This is a genomic window from Halorientalis brevis, assembly GCF_023077655.1.
The window spans coordinates 423,029-440,839 of sequence record NZ_JALLGV010000003.1 but is presented as its reverse complement, the minus strand read 5'-3'; the positions used below and the strand labels follow the sequence as shown (position 1 = coordinate 440,839).

Sequence of the window (17,811 nt, the reverse complement as noted above, 5' to 3'; positions counted from 1 at the left end):
AGTCATGTAGTTCGGTCAGAGCGTCCACGTTCTGTCCCATTGTTATAGACAGTCTGCGGGTCGCGTTCGATTGGTTGCGGAAAGGCTCGACTACGGGAACGATTATGCGTCCGTTATTAGGCTTGTGGCCAGCTATGCGGGCGAAACTCGCGACGCTGAGAAAACGGTGTTTACCGGCGGGTCAGCGGTGTGATTCCGTCTCCCGCCGGAACAAAACGAGTGGTTGGTGCGGTATTTCGAGGAGTAGCCGCCGACTTACCCCGGCAGCGGACAGAGGCTCGCAGTCAGCACAGCGACCTCGTCGGTCTCGTTTCGCGCCCCGTGGGTCGCCCCGCGTTCGTTGAGAACGACGCCGGGCGCCGCAATCGTCGCTTCCTCGTCGTCCCGGACGACTGTGACCGTCCCAGCCAGGACGTGAAACACGTTGGTCGCGTCGGCGTGTTCGTGGGGCGCGAGTTCGGCGCCGGGACCGAGCGCGAACACCTTCACCAGCACGTCGTCGGTCACCGCCAGTTCGTCGTCGATGACCTCTCCCTCGGCGGGGTCGAGGTCGGGAAGTCGATCGAGCGTCATGCCCACATGTCCGGCCGACTCGGCCTTATCGGTTCGGGCGGCGGTCGCGACGACCTGCCGCCACACGTGGGTTTTAGCGGTTCCAGTCCCGAGCGGCCACATGGTCTCTGCACTCGGGGACGACGTCTGGTGGTACGACCTGCGCGGGGTGAACGCCTATCTCGTCGACGACGGCGGGACGCTCACCCTCGTCGACGCGGGCAATCCCTGGGACGGGCGCACTCTGATGCTCGGCATCGAGGACGCCGGCTACGCGCTGCAAGACCTCGATCGAATCCTCCTCACCCACTACGACTTCGATCACGTCGGGGCTCTCGGCCGTCTCCCCGGCCTGGACGCGACCGTCTACGTCGGCCAGGGTGACGCGCCGTTCGTGACTGGCGAGCGGACGCCCCCACTGCGCAACCACAAAGGACTCCTCCAGCGCGTGCTCGGCCCCGTTCTCAAAGCCCCGGAACTCCCCGTCGAGACAGTCGCCGACGGCGACGAGATCGGTTCGTTCACCGCCTACCACACGCCCGGGCACACCCCGGGACACGTCGTCTACGTCAGCGAGGCCCTCTCGGTGGCGTTTCTGGGCGATCTCGTCGTCGAGTCCAACGGAGCGCTGCAGACGTCGCCGTGGCTACTGAGTTACGACGCCGACGAGGTCGAGGAGAGTATCCGCGAGCTCGTCGGTCAAATGCCGCGAGTCGAGATCGTTGGCATGGGACACGGCGTCCCGTTCCGACACGGGGGAAGCGAGCGACTAGACGTGCTCGCGAAGGCGCTCTGAGACGGTCACTCGGCAGCCAGTTCCTCGGCGACGGCGTCGGCGCTGAACAGTTCGGGATCGAGGAGCATGTCGGCCTGGCCCTTGGCGAACTCCGGGAGCGAGTCAGTGGCGTAGACGACGACGTGCAGGTCGTCGTTTAAGTCCTTGGCGACGGGGATCGACGTCGCCAGTCCCGTGTCGGTGAGCACGAGCAGTTCCGCGTCGACGATTCCGGCCTCTTCGAGCGCGGGGCGGTTCGCTGTTCCCGCGGCTCGGGTAACGTCGATACCCGCTTCGTCCAGTGCCGCTCCCAGGTCGTGCTCGTCGGGACCGGCGATGACTGCGTTCATATATCACTCCCTGACGCCCCTGGGGTTTGGCTCTCACGGTCCGGGGCCGTCCTCGGCGCGTCGAAAACCACCCGCGCCGACGAAAAGAAACGGCGGAGCGCTTACTCGTACTCGATCGTCGCCGGCGGCTTGTGGGTCACGTCGTAGAGGACGCGCGCGACGTTGTCGTTCTCGCCGGTGATGCGCGACTGGATGCGCTGGAGCGTCTGCCAGTCGATCTCCTGGGCGCGAGCGGTCATGCCGTCGCGGGATTCGACCGAGCGAACCGCGACGACCCAGCCGTGGACGCGGTTGTCGCCCTTGACGCCCGTGGCCTTCCCGATGACTGCCGCGAGCGCCTGCCACGGCTCGTACTCTTCGAGTTCCTCCTCGACGACGTGGTTGGCCTCGCGCGCGACCTCGAGTTTCTCCTCGGTGACCTCGCCGATGATCCGGACTGCGAGACCGGGGCCGGGGAACGGCATGCGCTCGGAGATGATCTCCTCCAGATCGAGTTCGCGTGCGACCTCGCGGACCTCGTCCTTGTAGAGGTCTCGCATCGGTTCGACGATGCCCTCGAAGTCGATGACGTCGGGCAGGCCGCCGACGTTGTGGTGGGACTTGATGGTCCCCTCGCTCTCGATGCGGTCGGGATAGATGGTCCCCTGGACGAGGTAGTCCGCGTCGACCTCCTTGGCGACCGTCTCGAACTCGCGGATGAACTGCTCGCCGATGATGTGCCGCTTCTCTTCGGGGTCGGTCTCGCCTTCGAGCGCGTCGAGGAACCGGTCCTGAGCCTCGACGATGCGCAGCGAGTCCATGTAGTCGAACGTCTCGCGGATCTCGTCGGTCTCGCCCTTTCGCATCAGTCCCGTGTCGACGTAGACGGGCGTGAGTTGGTCGCCGATCGACTCGTACGCCAGTGCGGCCGCCGTCGAGGAGTCGACACCCCCGGACAGCGCGATGATAGCGTGTCCATCGCCGACTGCCGCTGCGATTTCGTCTTTCTTCTCTTCGATGAAGGAATCGACGTCGACCATCAGGCCTCCACCTCCTCTTCAGTGCGACCGCGCGCCTCGTCACCGTCGAGAATCGCCTCCAGCAGACCGACGAACGGCGGTGATGCCCGGCCGGGTCGCGAGCGGAACTCTGGGTGGAACTGCGTCCCCAGGAAGTACGGGTGGTCGGGGAGTTCGAGAATTTCCATGCGGTTATTGGTGTGACCGGAGAAGACTAAGCCTGCCTCTTCGAGGTCGTCGATGTATTCGGGGTTGACCTCGTAGCGGTGGCGGTGGCGCTCCGTACAGGAGGTGTCACCGTAGATCTCGTGGGCGACGGTCCCGGCGTCGATGTCCGTCTCGTGGGCACCGAGGCGCATCGTGCCGCCCATGTCTTCGAGGTCGTACTGCTCTGGCAGCAGGTCGATGATGGGATGGGACGTGTCGGGTTCGATCTCTGCGGAGTGTGCGTCTTCGAGTCCCAGGACGTTCCGGGCGAACTCGACGACGGCCATCTGGAAGCCGAGACAGAGGCCCAGGTACGGCACGTCGTTTTCACGCGCGTAGCGGACCGCTTCGATCTTTCCTTCGATGCCGCGGGAGCCGAAGCCGCCAGGGACGACGACGCCGTCGACGTCGTCGAGTTCGCCGTCGTAGCCGTCGGCGAGTTCCTCGGAGTGAACCCAGATCGGGTTCACGTCCACGCCGGCCTCCAGGCCGGCGTGTTTCAGCGACTCGTGGATCGAGATGTAGGCGTCTTCGAGTCCGTACTTCCCGACGAGTGCGATGTCGATCTCGCCCGTCGTCTCCCGGGTCACGAGTTCGCGCCAGCGGTTGTCCCGTTCGTCCGCGGGGAGCGCTTCGTCGGCCAGGTCGAGCCGTTCCATGACGTACTCGTCGAGGCCTTCCTCCTCGACCATCAGCGGGACGTGGTAGATGTCGTCGACGTCCGGGTTCGAGAAGACGGCGTCCGTCGGCACGTCGCAGAACAGCGCGATCTTCTCCTTGACGTCGGGGTGGAGTTTGTCTTCACACCGACCGACCAGGATGTCCGGTTGGAGCCCGATCGAGCGCAGTTCCTTCACGGAGTGCTGGGTCGGTTTGGTCTTCTGCTCGCCGTTTTTCGAGTAGGGGACGAGCGTGACGTGCGTGAAGAGGATGTCGTCCTCGTCCTGTTCGTGGGCGAACTGCCGGAGCGCTTCGAGGAACGGCATGCCCTCGATGTCTCCGATGGTGCCGCCGACCTCGACGATACAGACGTCGTGGCCCTCGGCCGCCTCTCGGATGCGGCGCTTGATGTCGTCGGTGATGTGCGGGATGATCTGGACGGTCTTCCCGAGGTAGTCACCGGCACGCTCTTTCTCGATGACGTGCTGGTAGACCTTCCCCGTGGTGACGTTGTGGTCGAAGGTCATGTCGATGTCGAGGAACCGCTCGTAGTTCCCCAGGTCGAGATCGACCTCGCCACCGTCTTTCAATACGTAGACTTCCCCGTGCTGGTAGGGGTTCATCGTCCCTGCGTCCACGTTGAGATACGGATCGATCTTGACGGCGGTCACGTCGAACCCGGCGTTAGACAGCAGCCGTCCCGTACTCGCGGCTGTGATGCCTTTCCCAAGCCCTGACATGACCCCGCCGGTTACAAAAATGAACTTCCGGCCCTTCGAGGGGTCGTAGTTCCGCTCTGGTTCCGTCGGCATACCGACGGTGCGCGCGCGCCAGTCAAAACGATTTCGGAGCAGTCCCCCCGTGGCACTCGCTGGCAGCCGCCTCACCCCCGTTCGCGAGTGCACGAGAGTTTCTGACAACGCGCCAACAAACTAGCCAGGTTTAAGTACGAAACCGCGGGAACACCAGTTCACACGGGTATGAAATCGGTTCTGGTGGGGATTATAGTCTTGGTTGCACCGCTTACGGGGGTATCTGCCGCGGACGTCGACAGCGAGTTGCCGCTCGCGGACGCGGGGCTGGACCAGCAGACGCCGGTGGGTGCCACGGTGCAGTTGGACGCCACCGGGTCGCGCGACCCCGACGGGACGATCGCCGCGTACAACTGGACGATCGAGACGCCGAACGGCTCGACGGTCACGCCAGCGTGCCGCTCCTGCGGTCGGACCTCGTTCCGGCCGTACCGCATCGGCCAGTACAACGTGACCGTCACGGTCACCGACGACGAGGGCCACACCCACGCAGACACGTTACATCTCACCGCCGAGCCGGGACGTGGTCCGACGGTCGACGTATCTGGACCTGAAAACCCAATTGTCGGCGCCAACACGACCTATACAGCGGACAGCACAGCCGGCAACGTGCCGTTGGACCGCATCGAGTGGCAGCGAAACGGGAGTACGGCCGTCAACCAGAGCCTCAGCGGCGAGCAACAGACCGTCGATCACGGCTTCTCGTTTAGCGAGCAGGGAGAGACCAACGTGACCGCGATCGTCGTCGACGTGGCCGGTCAGCAAGCGAACGCCTCGATGACAGTTGATCCCCGGACCGCGAGTCGTGGTGGGAATGGTGGCGGAAATGCGCCACAGGGATATTACCAACCAAATTTGGACGGTGGAACGTACTTAGAATCGGAGGGATCGAGCACGGCCGTGAGCCCATTCACTGGCGAGAGCGTGGGAACAGTGGTATGTTGCTCGTCCGGTGGCCCAGGCGATAGTTTCGGTTCTCATGTCGATGACGGATCAGATAATTCGGGTACTGATGGCGGCCACAGTAACGGCGGATACAATAGTGGAGACAACAGTAATACAGGCATCAGCCTCTTTTGATATGTTTACTACCAGATAGAATTATTTGCCAATTTGATCAGCTTCATAGGCAATTTCTTTCCGAATGATATCAAATATCTCTGATGATGGGTCTTTAGACGAGATTCTTTCAACATCGGTATCATTGTACATATGCCAAGTTCGAATATCATAGGTTCTCGGGCTGGAGCGATATCTTTCTTCTAAAAACACATCTGTTACTCTGGAATATTTATCACGGGTGAGCTCGCTCCCGATACTATCTATTACTTTATACATCTCAATAGCACGTGTTTGATTTAATTGTGGTGAGGTTGAAGTAGAGTAGTCGACGAAGAGGACCGAACCATATATTTCCGCTCGGAGAAGGGAGACATTTTGCGGTAGTTTTTGGTTTCTTATATCTTCGAATGGCTCCACATTTCGAGCAGAACTAATATCTTCATATGAGTCCGCTGTTGCAGTTATTGCTTTTATGATAGTCGAATCATCCCAATCCCTAGAAGTGTAATAGAGTGACCATGCTTCGTCAATGACTAAAAGACCACTTGGCCGCTCAGAGCTATGGTTTTCATATTCGACTGCTTTTATTTCATCAAATGAAATATTGTCAGGAGACATTATTGATTGGTTTGAAACATGATTGTAGACAATAGATATGACTCTAATTTCATTTAACCCTTTACTGGTGTTATAGTATTCCACGCGAAGCCGCGTATCGTTCGCTGTTCCGGAGCCGTATTCCTCGATCTCGATCGATTTGATCTCGACCATCCCCGAGTGGAGCGTGTTGTTGTCGGGCAGTGGGGTGTCGAGCGAGGCCATCCGAGTCGAGTTCGAGCGGAGAATCCGACTCAGCATCGCCACGTATTTCGGCTGATCGTCACTCGAATTGTTGCTCGGGGGACGCTGCGGCTCCGACTCGTTCTCGTCCGGCGTGGGTGTCGGCGTTGCCGTCGTATTGGGAACTAGCGTCGTCGGCGTCGCCGTGGTCGGCGTCGCCGTCCCAGTCGAATTGTTCGCGGGCGTCTGCTCACCGGTGAGCACGTACAACCCAGCGCCACCGGCCGCAGCGGCCAGAAACACGGCCAGAACGGCGAGTACAGTTCGATTCATCGACCCTTCCCCCGTGACCGGTTGCGGTCCGCCATCGTGTTCGAGAGAGTGAACGTCGTCATCACGCTGGGATACATCTTTTCTCCCACATATTGTTTCGGAAACGAAGAGCGTGAAGCGAAGGATCGCTCCCAGCGACTCCACAGACGGCGGACCGGTCCGACGTTACTCCACGGTGTCCCAGCGCACGTCGTTGTACTCACGTTGTTGGCCGCTGGCGAACGTCTCTTCGAGTTGTTGCTGGAGTGCCTGTTTCTCCTGGCGACTGATCCGCGCGAGTTCGTCGGCCTTTTCGACCGCCAGCGGTGGGCCGGTCCGAGCGGCGACGTCCGTGAGAATCTGCATCGTCAGGTCCTCGCGGAGGTCCTCGTCGCGGGTGAACGCGTAGGGGGCTTCGACGCGATAGATCAACTCCTCGCGGGGGTCGTAGATGACGAAGAAGGTGACTTCGTAGGCGTCGGGGTCCAGTTCCTTGTCGAGGTCCAGATCGAGGTCGCCAGCGGTCGAGAGCGCGCGGTTGGCCCCGCAGCGGGAGACGAACCAGTTGGTGAACGTCAGCGCGTCCGTCTTCGTCTCGCCGTCGTCGTCGGTCCGGCGGAGCAGTTGCTCGAAGAAGGCCGCGTCGTTCACCCAGGGCGCGTTGTGCTTGCGGCGGACCGCGCGGGTGATCGCCTTCGAGGCCGTGCTCTTGACGAAGCCGACGAGGGGAATCTCGCGGGCGACGAACGTCTCGACGAGGTCGACGTAGTTCTGGACGACGTCCTTGGGACGCTCGTCCTCGACGAGGACTTCCGCCAGTGTAGGGTCCTGGTTCGTCCACTTCAGGAGGCCGGTGGGGTAGATGGGGCCGTCGAGGATCAGCAGGTCGTCGACCACCTCGGCCTGGAGTTCGGCGTGGTGACTCTCGGCGAGGTAGAGCGCGAGCGCGTGGACGACGGTCTGCTCGAAGCGGTCGACGCGGGGCGCTTGCATGATGCGGCCGCGGCTGAACCCGCGGTCGAACATCGTCCAGTCGTCTTCGCCGACGGCGACCGTGGCGTCGTTTGAGTGGACGGTACTCACGACCGAGCGCGCGCGATGGAGTTCCAGCTCGGAGGGGACCGAAGCCATCGCGGCCTGGGCCACGTCGATGACGAGCCCGTTCTTGAACGTCGTGGGATTGATCGTGCCCGAGTCGAGGCCGTGCTGGGTGGGAAAGCGGGGTTCCATGAGCGCGGCGTCCTCGACGTCGACGAGACGGCGGCGCTGCTCGCCGAGCGGTTCGAGGACGGGCGTTCCGTCCTCGTAGAGGGGGTCGAGGAACTCTTCCCAGACGGTGTTGGCGAAGTCCCGGTGATCGCTGGCGTCGACGCCGCTCTCGATGCGGCCAGCGAGTTGGGCGATGCCGTCGAAGTGCACCGGGTCGAGGGTCATATCCTGCCATCGAAGGGGGTCATCAAAAACTTCCGGGAGGCAGGGCGACGGCGACGCTATCGGGTGCGGACGCTATCGAAAGAAAACGGGCGAATCAGTCGTCGCGGCCGGTCTTCTCGTTTAAGACTTCCGTGATGGCTTTCTGATAGGAGTTGAAGTCCCGGATGGTCGCGCCGTCGGTCGTCATGAACACGCCGTCGCGGTCGCTGGTCACGCGGAGGAGGAAGCCGTTCTCGAACACGCGGATGGTGTACTTGTACTCGCCGAGTTCGGTGCCGCGGTAGGCGTCGGTCGTGTTCTTGAAGCCGCGCCACTCGTGGCCGATGAAGCTATCGAGGTCGGCGTCCCGTTCGAGGTCCTCACGGAGGTACAGTTGCTCGAAGTTCGAGCGCGTGAAGTACGTGAGCGAGCGCAGGCTGTCACCGGCCGCCGTCCGTGCGGTGGTAACGAGTTTGTCCGCGAAGTCCTCGTCCACGATTGAGGTCACCATGGCTTCACACTGGCTTCCCCTATATATAACACCGGTGGTCTCCGGCACCTGCTGCCGGGGCCGACGACGGCTGCAGGGAGTCCGACGGCTCTTTAGGCCCCTGTGTCGTCCCCTGGGATATGCAGGTGGGCCTGATCATCCTCGACGGCTGGGGACTCAATCCCGACGCGGACGCTCGCGACGCCGTCCGCGCCGCGGAGACGCCGAACTTCGACCGCTACCGCGAACAGGGCGCGTTCGGGACGCTCGAAACCCACGGCCGCCGCGTGGGTCTCCCCGAAGGCCAGATGGGCAACAGCGAGGTCGGCCACCTCAACATCGGTGCCGGCCGCGTCGTCAAGCAGGAAGCGACCCGCATCAGCGACGACATCGCCGAGGGCACCCTCGCGGAGAACGACGCCATCGTCTCCGCGTTCGGGCACGCCCAAGCCAACGACGGGCGCGTCCACTTCATGGGACTGGTCAGCGACGGCGGCGTCCACTCATACCAGGCGCACCTCCACGCGCTCATCGAGATCGCCGCCGACCAGGGCGTCGACGCCGTCACCCACGCGTTCACGGACGGACGCGACACCTCGCCCACGGGCGGCGAGTCCTACCTCGCGGACCTCCAGGCCCACGCCGACGAGCAGGGGACGGGCCACGTCGCGACCGTCACCGGCCGCTACTACGCGATGGACCGCGACCAGAACTGGGAGCGCACGAAGCGCGCCTACGACGGCATCGTGAACCGTGAGGCCGACCACACGGCAGCGACGGCGGTCGGCGCGACAACCGAGTCCTACGAACGGGGCGACACCGACGAGTTCGTCGAGCCGACGCTGATCGAGGGCGGTCCCGCCCTCCAGGACGGCGACGCCGTCGTCTTCTTCAACTTCCGCTCGGACCGGGCGCGCCAGTTGACCCGGATGCTGGCCGACATCCGCCCCGAGTGGGAGTTCGAGACGAACCCACCGGAGACGCGAGTGGTCACGATGACCGAATACGACAGCACGTTCGAGGTCCCGGTCGCCTACCCGCCGAACCAACCCGCGGACGTCCTCGGCGAGGTGCTCGCGGACACCGACCACACGCAGCTCCGGATCGCCGAGACCGAGAAGTACGCCCACGTCACCTACTTCCTCAACGGCGGCCGAGAGGTGGAGTTCCCCGGCGAGATCAGGGAGATCGTCGAGAGTCCCGACGTGCCGACCTACGACCTGCAACCGGAGATGAGCGCGCCCGAGGTCGCCGACACGGCCAAGGACGTCATTCAAACCGACGACCCGGACGCGATGGTCCTCAACTTCGCGAACCCGGACATGGTCGGGCACACCGGCGACCTGGACGCGGCGACCGCGGCCGTCGAAGCCGTCGACGACCAACTCGGTCGACTCGTCGACGCACTCGAAGCCGCCGGCGCACACACCATCATCACCGCCGACCACGGCAACGCCGACGACATGGGGACCGAGGAGAACCCCCACACTGCCCACACGCTCAACCCAGTCCCGTTCGTCTATCTCGACCGCGACGGGACCAGTGGCGGGCGAACTGTCAGAGACGGCGGAACGCTGGCGGACGTCGCGCCGACGATCCTCGCACTGATGGACATCGATCAGCCGGCTGCGATGACTGGCGAGTCCTTACTCGAGTAGTTCGAGACCCATCAGGAGAGACGCGCCGAGTCCGGGCTTCGCTGGCCGATCACTCGACCGGGCGCCACGTCGTTTCGACGGCCGTCACCGAACAGCCGTCCGGCAGGAGTAACGCACGCTGAGCGGCTGGCAAGGCGTTCTTTCGTCAGACAGCGCGTTGCTAACTAAGCGCTCTGAGCTCCTATCCGCGGGGATGAAGTCGACAGGAGAGCCAGAGACCGAGCAGATCGAACACCTCCCGGAAGGTGACGAACAGACGCTCCGTGCCTCGCTTGCGGGGACTCTCGTCACACCGGAGGACGAGGCGTACGACGAGGCGCGGCAGGTGTGGAACGGGATGATCGACAAGTTTCCCGCCGCCATCGCGCGCTGTACCGGGACGGCCGACGTGGTCGCAGCCGTCGAGTTCGCCCGCGACCACGACCTCCTGCCTGCGGTCCGGGGCGGCGGCCACAACGTCTCGGGCAACGCGACCTGTAACGGCGGGCTCGTCATCGACCTCTCGGAGATGGACGGCGTGCACGTCGATCGCCGCGAGCAGACGGTTCGCGCCGAGGGTGGCGCGACGCTCGGCGACGTCGATCGCGAAACCCAGCTGCACGGGCTCGCGACGCCGCTCGGCGTGGTCTCACAGACCGGAATCGGGGGGCTGACCCTGAGCGGTGGCATGGGGCACCTGCGACGCGAGTACGGCCTGGCCAGTGACAACCTCCGGTCCGCAGAGGTCGTGACCGCCGACGGCGAAGTGCGGACGGCCAGCGAGGAGGCCGACAGCGACCTCCTCTGGGCGCTGAAAGGGGGCGGCGGGAACTTCGGCGTCGTCACCTCGCTGGAGTACGACCTCCATCCCATCAGTCCCGACGTGTTCGCACTGTTCGTCTGGTACCACGGCGACGACGGGCGCGACGCGCTCCACGGCTTCCGCGAGTGGGCCGCCGACGCACCCAGGGAAGCCAGCGTCCTGCCGTTCACCGCCCACGTGCCCGACATTGAGGAGTTCCCAGAAGCTGCCTGGGGTGAGCCAGCCGTCGTCTTCCTCGGCTGTTACGACGGGAGCGAGGACGAGGCGACGGAGACGTTCGAGCCGCTCCGGAGCCTCGCCGAGCCGATCGCCGACCTGAGCGGGGCGATGGACTACACCGAGTTACAGACGATGCTCGACGAAGACTACCCCGACGGGCTGCGCTACTACTGGAAGTCGGTCTTCCTCACTGACCTCACCGACGCGGTCATCGACCAGATGATCGACCACGGACTGGCGAGTCCGTCGAAGCTCTCGACGGTCGACGTCTGGCATCTCGGTGGCGCGATCGCCGATCCGGACCAGGACGAGACGGCGTTCTGGCACCGCGACAAGCCCTACCTGCTCAATTACGAGGCCAACTGGGAGGACCCGGCCGACGACGACGAGAACGTCGCCTGGGTTCGCGAGGGAATCGAGACGGCACGAGACCTGGCAGTCGCCGGCGGTCAGTACGGCAACTTCCCGGGGTTCAACGAAGACCCCGCCCAGATCCTCTTCGGCGACAACTACGCCAGGCTATCCGCACTCAAAGCACTGTACGACCCCGACAACCTGTTCCGACGCAATCAGAACATCACGCCAAACCAGTAACGCTGCGTGAAAATACCGTCAGGTAGCGCGAGACTACCGCGGGCGCTCCGTCGGTCTCGAACTCTGCACGAACGCGTACAGCAGGACTGCGACGAGCAGCACTTGCACGACTTTGTCGGCGACGCCGATCGTGAACTCGTCCATCCCGCCCAGCACCCACAGCGGGACCTGCACAGCGGTGAATCCGGCCCCCAGGAGAGAGAGGAGGCGCCGTCGCTTCTCGGTGAACAGCAGCAGGGCGATGCCGAGGAAAAAGCCGATTCCCGCGAGCAGGAACGGCACTGCCTCCCCGGGTTCGCCCCACTCCTCGAGGGCGAGCAAGAGATGAATTCCACCCGAAATCGCTGCGAGGAGGACAGCCCCACCCAACAGTCCCGGATTGGACGTGAGCGTGATCGGTCGCTCCAACATCTGATGTGACATACAGGTTCGAGTTGCCCGCCACCGTAATTGACGGTTGCTTCCCAATTGTCGAATTATCGTACGTTCGTCGGCTTATCTCCGGAGAATGGTAAAATAGTTCGGTAGTCACGGAAGAATACGTATAGCCAGGATATGGTCTGCCGAAGTGTCACGCCGGCCGCCGTCCCGTTCCGACGGGGGCGGGCCGGTCGGCGTGTTCGGGCACGTCGAGGGTGGCAATGCCGGCACCGATCGCCAGGATCGCCACGGGAAGTGCGATCGGCGGCTGGGCGAACAGCCCCTGAACGAGGACGAGCGCCGCGAGTATCGTCCCGATCGCCAGGAGCGCCACGCCCGTCACCGTCTCTTTGATTGTCGTCATCGTCGTCACCTCAGGTGTAACTACGTCGCCAGCCAACATGAAGGAGGGGCTACATTCCCGGGTCGTGGGAACGGCAACCGAAACCAGGCTACAGACGGGACGGAACGTCAGCCAGTCCGGAACGAGTAGTCCAGCGCGTCAGCCGAGTGCGTCAGCGACCCCATGGAAATCACGTCCACGCCCGTGCCCGCGTAGTCGGGGACGTCGGCGATGGTGATCCCACCCGAGGCTTCGGCGAGCACCGACGAATCGGCGTCTCGGAGCAGTTCGACCGCCGCCTCGGTCTCGGCCGGCGTCATGTTGTCCAGGAGGACGACGTCCGCGCCAGCCTCGACGGCTCGCGGTGCGTCCGCGGGCTGTTCGACCTCGACTTCGACCTTCGTCGCAAAGGAGGCCCGTTCTCGAAAGTGGGCGATGGCCGCCTCCATGCCCATCTCGGCGACGTGGTTGTCCTTGACCATCACCATGTGCGAGAGGTCGAGCCGGTGGGTGTCGCCGCCGCCCGCGACGACGGCTCGCTTCTCGATCCCCCGAAGGCCGGGCGTCGTCTTGCGAGTGCCTGCGATCGACACGTCGTCGCTCACACCATGTGCGGCGTCGACGGCCCGTCGCGTCCGCGTTGCGATGCCGGAAGCGTGACCCGCGACGTTGACCGCCACCCGCTCGCCGCGCAGGACGTCCTGTGCAGGACCGTCTGCCGTGAGTAGGGTGTCGCCGGCCCGGATTCGGTCACCGGATTCGACCTGCTGCTGGGCGGTGACGCCCAGATACTCGAACACGGCGACAGCGGCGTCGAGACCGGCGGCGACGCCGTCGTCCTTGGCGACGAGCCGGCCAGTCGTCTCACCGGGGACGAGGTTCGTCACGTCGTGGTGGCCCAGGTCTTCCCGCAGCCAGTCTTCGATCTTCGAGTCGGGAATCATCAGTCGTCGGCGTGTGGTTCGGCCGTCTCCTGATCCGGTTCGACCAGGTGGTGACAGCCGACGGATTCGTCGTTCTCGGCGGCCTGCCGCGCGATCAGCAGCGAGGTGACCGCAGCCGAGCGGAGTTCGTACAGCGACCGCGAGGTCCGCGTCCGGGTGTAGGCGTCGACCTCACCCTTGAGTCGACGCAGGACGGCCATCGCGCGGGTGAGGTCCTCGGGTTCGCGTTCGAGGCCGATGTACTCGTCCATCACGCGACGGAGGCGGTGGAACTTCTCGCGGGCGAACTGCTCTGGCAGTTCCGGGTCGCGCTGGAGCAGGTCCGGCGCTTCGATCGTCTCGACGGGGGTGCCGGCGGCGTCCTCGCCAGCGCGGAGTCCCCAGACGAGTCCTTCGAGAAGCGACGTGGAGGCGAGGCGGTTGGCACCGTGGACGCCCGTCCGGGCACACTCGCCGACCGCGTAGAGGCGATCCAGCGACGACTGCCCGCGGTCGTCCACCTCGATGCCACCACAGAGGAAGTGTTCGGCGGGTGCGACGGGGATGCCGTCTTCCCAGTCGACGCCGTGGTCCTCACACTTGGCTGCGAGGTCCGGGAACTCACCCTCGAAGTCGAGCGGAGAGACGTCCAGCACCACCTCGCCCGTCTCGTCGCGTTCGGTCTTGACTGCGCGCGCGACCACGTCGCGGGGCGCGAGTTCGGCGTCCTCGTGGTAGTCGGGCATGAACCGCTCGCCATCCCCGTTCTGGAGGACGGCCCCCTCGCCGCGAACAGCCTCGCTGACGAGGAAGGGGCTGTCGCGCTCCGCGGTTCCACCGCTCCGCTTCGAGGTGCTTCGCACCTCGCTATCGACGCAGACGGTCGGGTGGAACTGGATGTACTCCATGTCCGTCACGTCCGCCCCGGCCAGCGCGGCCATGGCGATCCCGTCGCCCGTAGCGCCGTCGGGATTGGTCGAGCGCGGGTAGAGGTCGCCGATGCCACCGGTGGCCAGGATCGTCGCGCCGGCGTAGTACGGCTCGAACTCGCCCTCGGATTCGAGGACGGCGCCGTAGACGCGCCCCTCGTGGCGGACGAGTTCGAGCGCGGCGGTGTCGTCTCTGATCTCGACGTTGTCCTGCTCGTCGAGGTAGTTCAGGAACGGGACGTGGACGTGCTTGCCCGTCGAGGCGTCGACGTGCAGGATTCGGTTCTCCGAGTGTGCGGCCTCGCGGCCGAAGTCGAACTCCGCGTCGCCGTCTGCTTCATCGAAGTCGACGTCCAGCGTCTCCAGCAGGACGTCACGGACTGCCTCGTTCGCGTGTTCGACCAGCACGTCGACGGCCTCGGGATCGGCCGTGTCGCTGGAGGCCTCGACGATGTCGGCCTTGAACTGCTCGGGGTCGTCCCGCGCGATGGCGATGCCGCCCTGTGCCCACCACGAGGAGGCACCCTCCGGGCGTTTCGCCTTCGTCGCGACGGTCACGTCGGCACCCTCGCGAGCGGCGGAGAGTGCTGCCGCGAGCCCCGCGATGCCGGACCCGACGACGAGGACGTCAGTAGTCTTCTCGCTCATGGGTTAGATCTCCAGCATCCGGTCGAGTGCGACCTGTGCGAGTTCTTTCTCCTCGGGCGCGACCCGGATGACGTTCCGTTCGCGGCCCTCGACGAGCTCTTCGAGGACCCACGCCAGGTAGTTGGGATCGATCTGGCGCATCGCGTTGCAGTCCATGCAGGCGTCACCGCACAGCGGCATGACGTCGACCTCGGGATGCCAGCGGCTGAGGTGGTTCGTCAGGTGAATCTCGGTCCCGATCGCCCACTGCTCGCCGGGGTCGGCGTCGGCGACGGTCTCGGTGATCGTCGACGTCGAGCCGACGACGTCTGCGGCTTCGACGACCTCGCGGCGACACTCGGGGTGAACGACGACGTTCACGTCGGGGTGTTCTTCGCGGACGTCCTCGATATGGCTCTCGCGGAACCGTTCGTGGACCTGGCAGTAGCCGTCCCAGAGGATGATGTCGTTCTCGGCGGCAGCGGCGGCGTCCTTGCTTTCTGGATCCCACGGGTCCCACTCGACGATCTCGTCTTCCATGCCGAGCCTGTGGGCCGTGTTCTCTCCCAGGTGCTTGTCGGGGAGGAACAGGACCTTGTCGCCCTTGTCGAAGGCGTACTCGAAGGCCTTGTGGGCGTTCGAGGAAGTACAGACCAGGCCGCCCTGTTCCGCACAGAAGGCCTTGAGGTCCGCGTAGGAGTTCATGTAGGTGATCGGGATGATGTCGTCGTCCGTCTCGGCCGTGATCTCGGCCCAGGCGGCGTCGACCTGCAGCGCTTCGGCCATCCCGGCCATCGGACAGGACGCCTCCATGCTCGGGAGGATCACCTTCTGGTCGTCGTCGGTGATGATGTCCGCCGATTCGGCCATGAACGTGACGCCGCCGAAGACGACGTACTCGGCGTCGGCGTTGGCAGCCTCCTTCGAGAGCTGGTAGGAGTCGCCGATGAAGTCGGCGTGCTCGACGATCTCGCGGCGCTGATAGTTGTGGCCGAGGATGACCACGTCGTCGCCGAGTTCGTCCAGCGCGGCCTCGATGCGTTCTGTGCGTTCGTCCTCGTCCAAGTCCCGGTACGCCGGTGGGAGCTGTTCTAAGTTGTCGTACTTGAAGAGACTGAGGTCAGTCTCGAATTGGGCTGTTTCCATTTCCGGCACGGTCGGCCACCTTGTTGAGTATTGGAATGAACGAACGCACATATTGAAAAGATTTTGCCTTCAATATTCGGCTATGGTGGCTGATCTGGCAGATGTTGCCGCAGTAATCGAGATTTAATCACCCATGGAGAGTCGAAAGTGGATTCCTGTCTTCGATGGCGTCAGCGCCCGTCGTAGACGATCTCGCCGTCGATGACGGTCATCGCCACGTTGATTTCGCCGATCTCCGCGTCGGTCACCGCCCACGGGGAGCGCTCCAGGACGGTGAAGTCAGCCCGTTGTCCGACGTCGACGGTACCCAGGCGATCCTCGTCGAATCCCGCGTATGCTCCGCCGCGAGTGTACGCCCGCACGGCCTCGGTTACCGAGAGTTGCTGGCCAGTACCGGGCGCAGTGACGGCCTGCTGGATCCCGAACAGCGGATCGAGGGGCATGCAGTCGCTGCCGAACGCCAGGTCCGCGCCCGCGTCTAGGAGGTCGCGAAAGCGGTTCGTGGCCTGCCGGCGGTCTCGTCCGAGTCGTCTGTCGTAAAGCCCGTCGTCGCGCGCCCACTTCAGGAAGTTCGGTTGGGCGGACACGACCAGGTCCGACGCACCGAGCCGTTCGACGAGGGGGTCCGTGAGCACCTCCGCGTGTTCGATGCGATGCCGAGCCGTCCCATCGGTCTCGACGAACCCGTCCAGCGTGGCCCCGATGGCCTCGTCGCCGATGGCGTGGACGGCCGCCTGCAACCCGGCGTCGTCGACGCGGTCGGCAAACGCCCGGAGAGCGTCGGGGTCCCGGAGCCACTGGCCGGCCGCGTCCCCCTCGCCAGCGTCGCTCTCCTCGGCATCGGCGTACGGAGCCGAGAGTTTCGCCGTGCGACTCCCGATGGACCCGTCGCAGTAGGTTTTGATCGCGCCCACGCGCAATCGGTCGCTCCCGTGATTGGGTGCCAGTCCGGTCGCCTCGACGGCGTCGAGGTAGTCGTCCCAGTAGTTCAGTCGAACGCGGAGCGTGAGGTCGCCAGCACGGGCGAGGTCGTGGTAGGCCCGCGGAATCGGCCGTCGGCGGACCATGTCGTGGACGGTCGTCACGCCGACCTCGTGGGCTCGCGCCTGGGCCGCCCGGAGCAGGTCCCGGGCCGCCGACCGCGTCAGCCCCACCGCCTCCCAGACGGCGTCGGTCCCTGCCTCGGTCACGACGCCCGTCGGCCCCCCGTTTCGAGTGTGGACGTTCTCGTCGCGGACCGCCTCCCGGACCCGTTCGAAGGCGACGGAGTTGAGGGAAACCAGGTGGAGGTCCTCGCGGAACGCCGCGACCGGTCGCTCGTCACTCACGGCGTCGAGGTCCCGACTGGTGAGGTACCGGCGGTCGTCCCAGGCACTCTCGTCGTAGCCGAAGCCTAAGATCCACTCCTCGCGGGCGTCGCCGACCGCGCGAAGCCGATCGACACACTCGGCTGGCGTCGCGGCCGGCGAGAGGTCGGCGTCCACCAGGTAGTGACCGACGAGCGCGAGGTGGGTGTGAGCGTCCACGAATCCCGGCAGGAGGACGCGATCCTCGAGATCGACCACGTCGGTGTCGACGCCCTCCAGAAAGGCAGTCTCGTAGGCGCTGCCGACGCGAACGATCGCGCCGTCGCGGACGGCGACGGCCTCCGCGCGCGATGGGGAGTCGGTCAGCGTGTGAACCCGGCCGTTCGTGAAGACGCGATCGGCTGCCCCGGTCATGTCCACGACAGCGGTCGG

General features: G+C 64.6%; 17 protein-coding genes. 4 read left to right on the top strand and 13 right to left on the bottom strand.

Going from position 1 to position 17,811, the window contains the following annotated elements; genetic code table 11:
• Positions 1-255 precede the first annotated feature (255 nt).
• Entirely contained in the window at positions 256-573 is a 318-nt protein-coding gene (locus MU553_RS07645) for a cupin domain-containing protein (protein WP_247377339.1), read from the bottom strand.
• Between the two features lie 100 nt (positions 574-673).
• Between MU553_RS07645 and MU553_RS07640 the strand changes: the two genes are divergently transcribed.
• On the top strand, positions 674-1,348 hold the full coding sequence (locus MU553_RS07640) for an MBL fold metallo-hydrolase (RefSeq protein WP_247377337.1): 675 nt from the start codon (positions 674-676) through the stop codon (positions 1,346-1,348).
• A gap of 5 nt (positions 1,349-1,353) precedes the next feature.
• On the opposite strand, the gene MU553_RS07635 is transcribed toward MU553_RS07640, so the two are convergent.
• The 3 genes from MU553_RS07635 to pyrG form a co-directional block, all read right to left on the bottom strand.
• Positions 1,354-1,677, bottom strand: coding sequence for a DUF7126 family protein (locus tag MU553_RS07635; protein WP_247377335.1), 324 nt, complete (start codon positions 1,675-1,677; stop codon positions 1,354-1,356).
• A 101-nt stretch (positions 1,678-1,778) separates the two neighbouring features.
• The gene (guaA, locus tag MU553_RS07630) at positions 1,779-2,696 is read right to left on the bottom strand and encodes a glutamine-hydrolyzing GMP synthase (protein WP_247377334.1); all 918 of its coding nucleotides are present in this window, start codon (positions 2,694-2,696) and stop codon (positions 1,779-1,781) included.
• The gene (pyrG, locus tag MU553_RS07625; protein WP_247377331.1) at positions 2,696-4,354 is read right to left on the bottom strand and encodes a CTP synthase; all 1,659 of its coding nucleotides are present in this window, start codon (positions 4,352-4,354) and stop codon (positions 2,696-2,698) included. Before pyrG ends, guaA begins: the two co-directional genes overlap by 1 nt.
• Positions 4,355-4,552: 198 nt before the next feature.
• On the opposite strand from pyrG, the gene MU553_RS07620 reads away from it, so the two are divergent.
• Positions 4,553-5,434 carry a PKD domain-containing protein gene (locus tag MU553_RS07620; RefSeq protein WP_247377329.1) on the top strand — a complete coding sequence of 294 codons (882 nt, stop codon included), beginning with the start codon at positions 4,553-4,555 and terminating at the stop codon, positions 5,432-5,434.
• 21 nt (positions 5,435-5,455) lie between these two features.
• On the opposite strand, the gene MU553_RS07615 is transcribed toward MU553_RS07620, so the two are convergent.
• The 3 genes from MU553_RS07615 to MU553_RS07605 form a co-directional block, all read right to left on the bottom strand.
• Positions 5,456-6,673 carry a hypothetical protein gene (locus MU553_RS07615; RefSeq protein ID WP_247377327.1) on the bottom strand — a complete coding sequence of 406 codons (1,218 nt, stop codon included), beginning with the start codon at positions 6,671-6,673 and terminating at the stop codon, positions 5,456-5,458.
• Between the two features lie 21 nt (positions 6,674-6,694).
• On the bottom strand, positions 6,695-7,942 hold the full coding sequence (locus tag MU553_RS07610; RefSeq protein WP_247377325.1) for a DNA double-strand break repair nuclease NurA: 1,248 nt from the start codon (positions 7,940-7,942) through the stop codon (positions 6,695-6,697).
• Positions 7,943-8,036: 94 nt separating this feature from the next.
• The gene (locus tag MU553_RS07605; protein ID WP_247377323.1) at positions 8,037-8,432 is read right to left on the bottom strand and encodes a DUF7522 family protein; all 396 of its coding nucleotides are present in this window, start codon (positions 8,430-8,432) and stop codon (positions 8,037-8,039) included.
• 119 nt (positions 8,433-8,551) lie between these two features.
• Between MU553_RS07605 and gpmI the strand changes: the two genes are divergently transcribed.
• Together gpmI and MU553_RS07595 are read left to right on the top strand one after the other, a co-directional pair.
• On the top strand, positions 8,552-10,069 hold the full coding sequence (gene gpmI, locus MU553_RS07600; RefSeq protein WP_247377321.1) for a 2,3-bisphosphoglycerate-independent phosphoglycerate mutase: 1,518 nt from the start codon (positions 8,552-8,554) through the stop codon (positions 10,067-10,069).
• 193 nt (positions 10,070-10,262) lie between these two features.
• Positions 10,263-11,684, top strand: coding sequence for an FAD-binding oxidoreductase (locus MU553_RS07595; RefSeq protein ID WP_247377320.1), 1,422 nt, complete (start codon positions 10,263-10,265; stop codon positions 11,682-11,684).
• A 33-nt stretch (positions 11,685-11,717) separates the two neighbouring features.
• On the opposite strand, the gene MU553_RS07590 is transcribed toward MU553_RS07595, so the two are convergent.
• From MU553_RS07590 to MU553_RS07565, 6 genes are all read right to left on the bottom strand, one after another.
• Positions 11,718-12,107 (bottom strand): DUF7475 family protein, encoded by a 390-nt coding sequence (locus MU553_RS07590; protein ID WP_247377317.1) that lies wholly within the window; start codon positions 12,105-12,107, stop codon positions 11,718-11,720.
• 148 nt (positions 12,108-12,255) lie between these two features.
• Entirely contained in the window at positions 12,256-12,468 is a 213-nt protein-coding gene (locus MU553_RS07585; protein WP_247377316.1) for a hypothetical protein, read from the bottom strand.
• Positions 12,469-12,575: 107 nt separating this feature from the next.
• The gene (nadC, locus tag MU553_RS07580) at positions 12,576-13,391 is read right to left on the bottom strand and encodes a carboxylating nicotinate-nucleotide diphosphorylase (protein ID WP_247377314.1); all 816 of its coding nucleotides are present in this window, start codon (positions 13,389-13,391) and stop codon (positions 12,576-12,578) included.
• A complete protein-coding gene (locus MU553_RS07575; protein WP_247377312.1) occupies positions 13,391-14,947 on the bottom strand; it encodes an L-aspartate oxidase in 1,557 nt (518 codons plus the stop codon). Before MU553_RS07575 ends, nadC begins: the two co-directional genes overlap by 1 nt.
• A 3-nt stretch (positions 14,948-14,950) precedes the next feature.
• The gene (gene nadA, locus MU553_RS07570) at positions 14,951-16,072 is read right to left on the bottom strand and encodes a quinolinate synthase NadA (protein ID WP_247377310.1); all 1,122 of its coding nucleotides are present in this window, start codon (positions 16,070-16,072) and stop codon (positions 14,951-14,953) included.
• A gap of 170 nt (positions 16,073-16,242) precedes the next feature.
• On the bottom strand, positions 16,243-17,793 hold the full coding sequence (locus tag MU553_RS07565) for an amidohydrolase (protein WP_247377308.1): 1,551 nt from the start codon (positions 17,791-17,793) through the stop codon (positions 16,243-16,245).
• Positions 17,794-17,811: the final 18 nt, after the last annotated feature.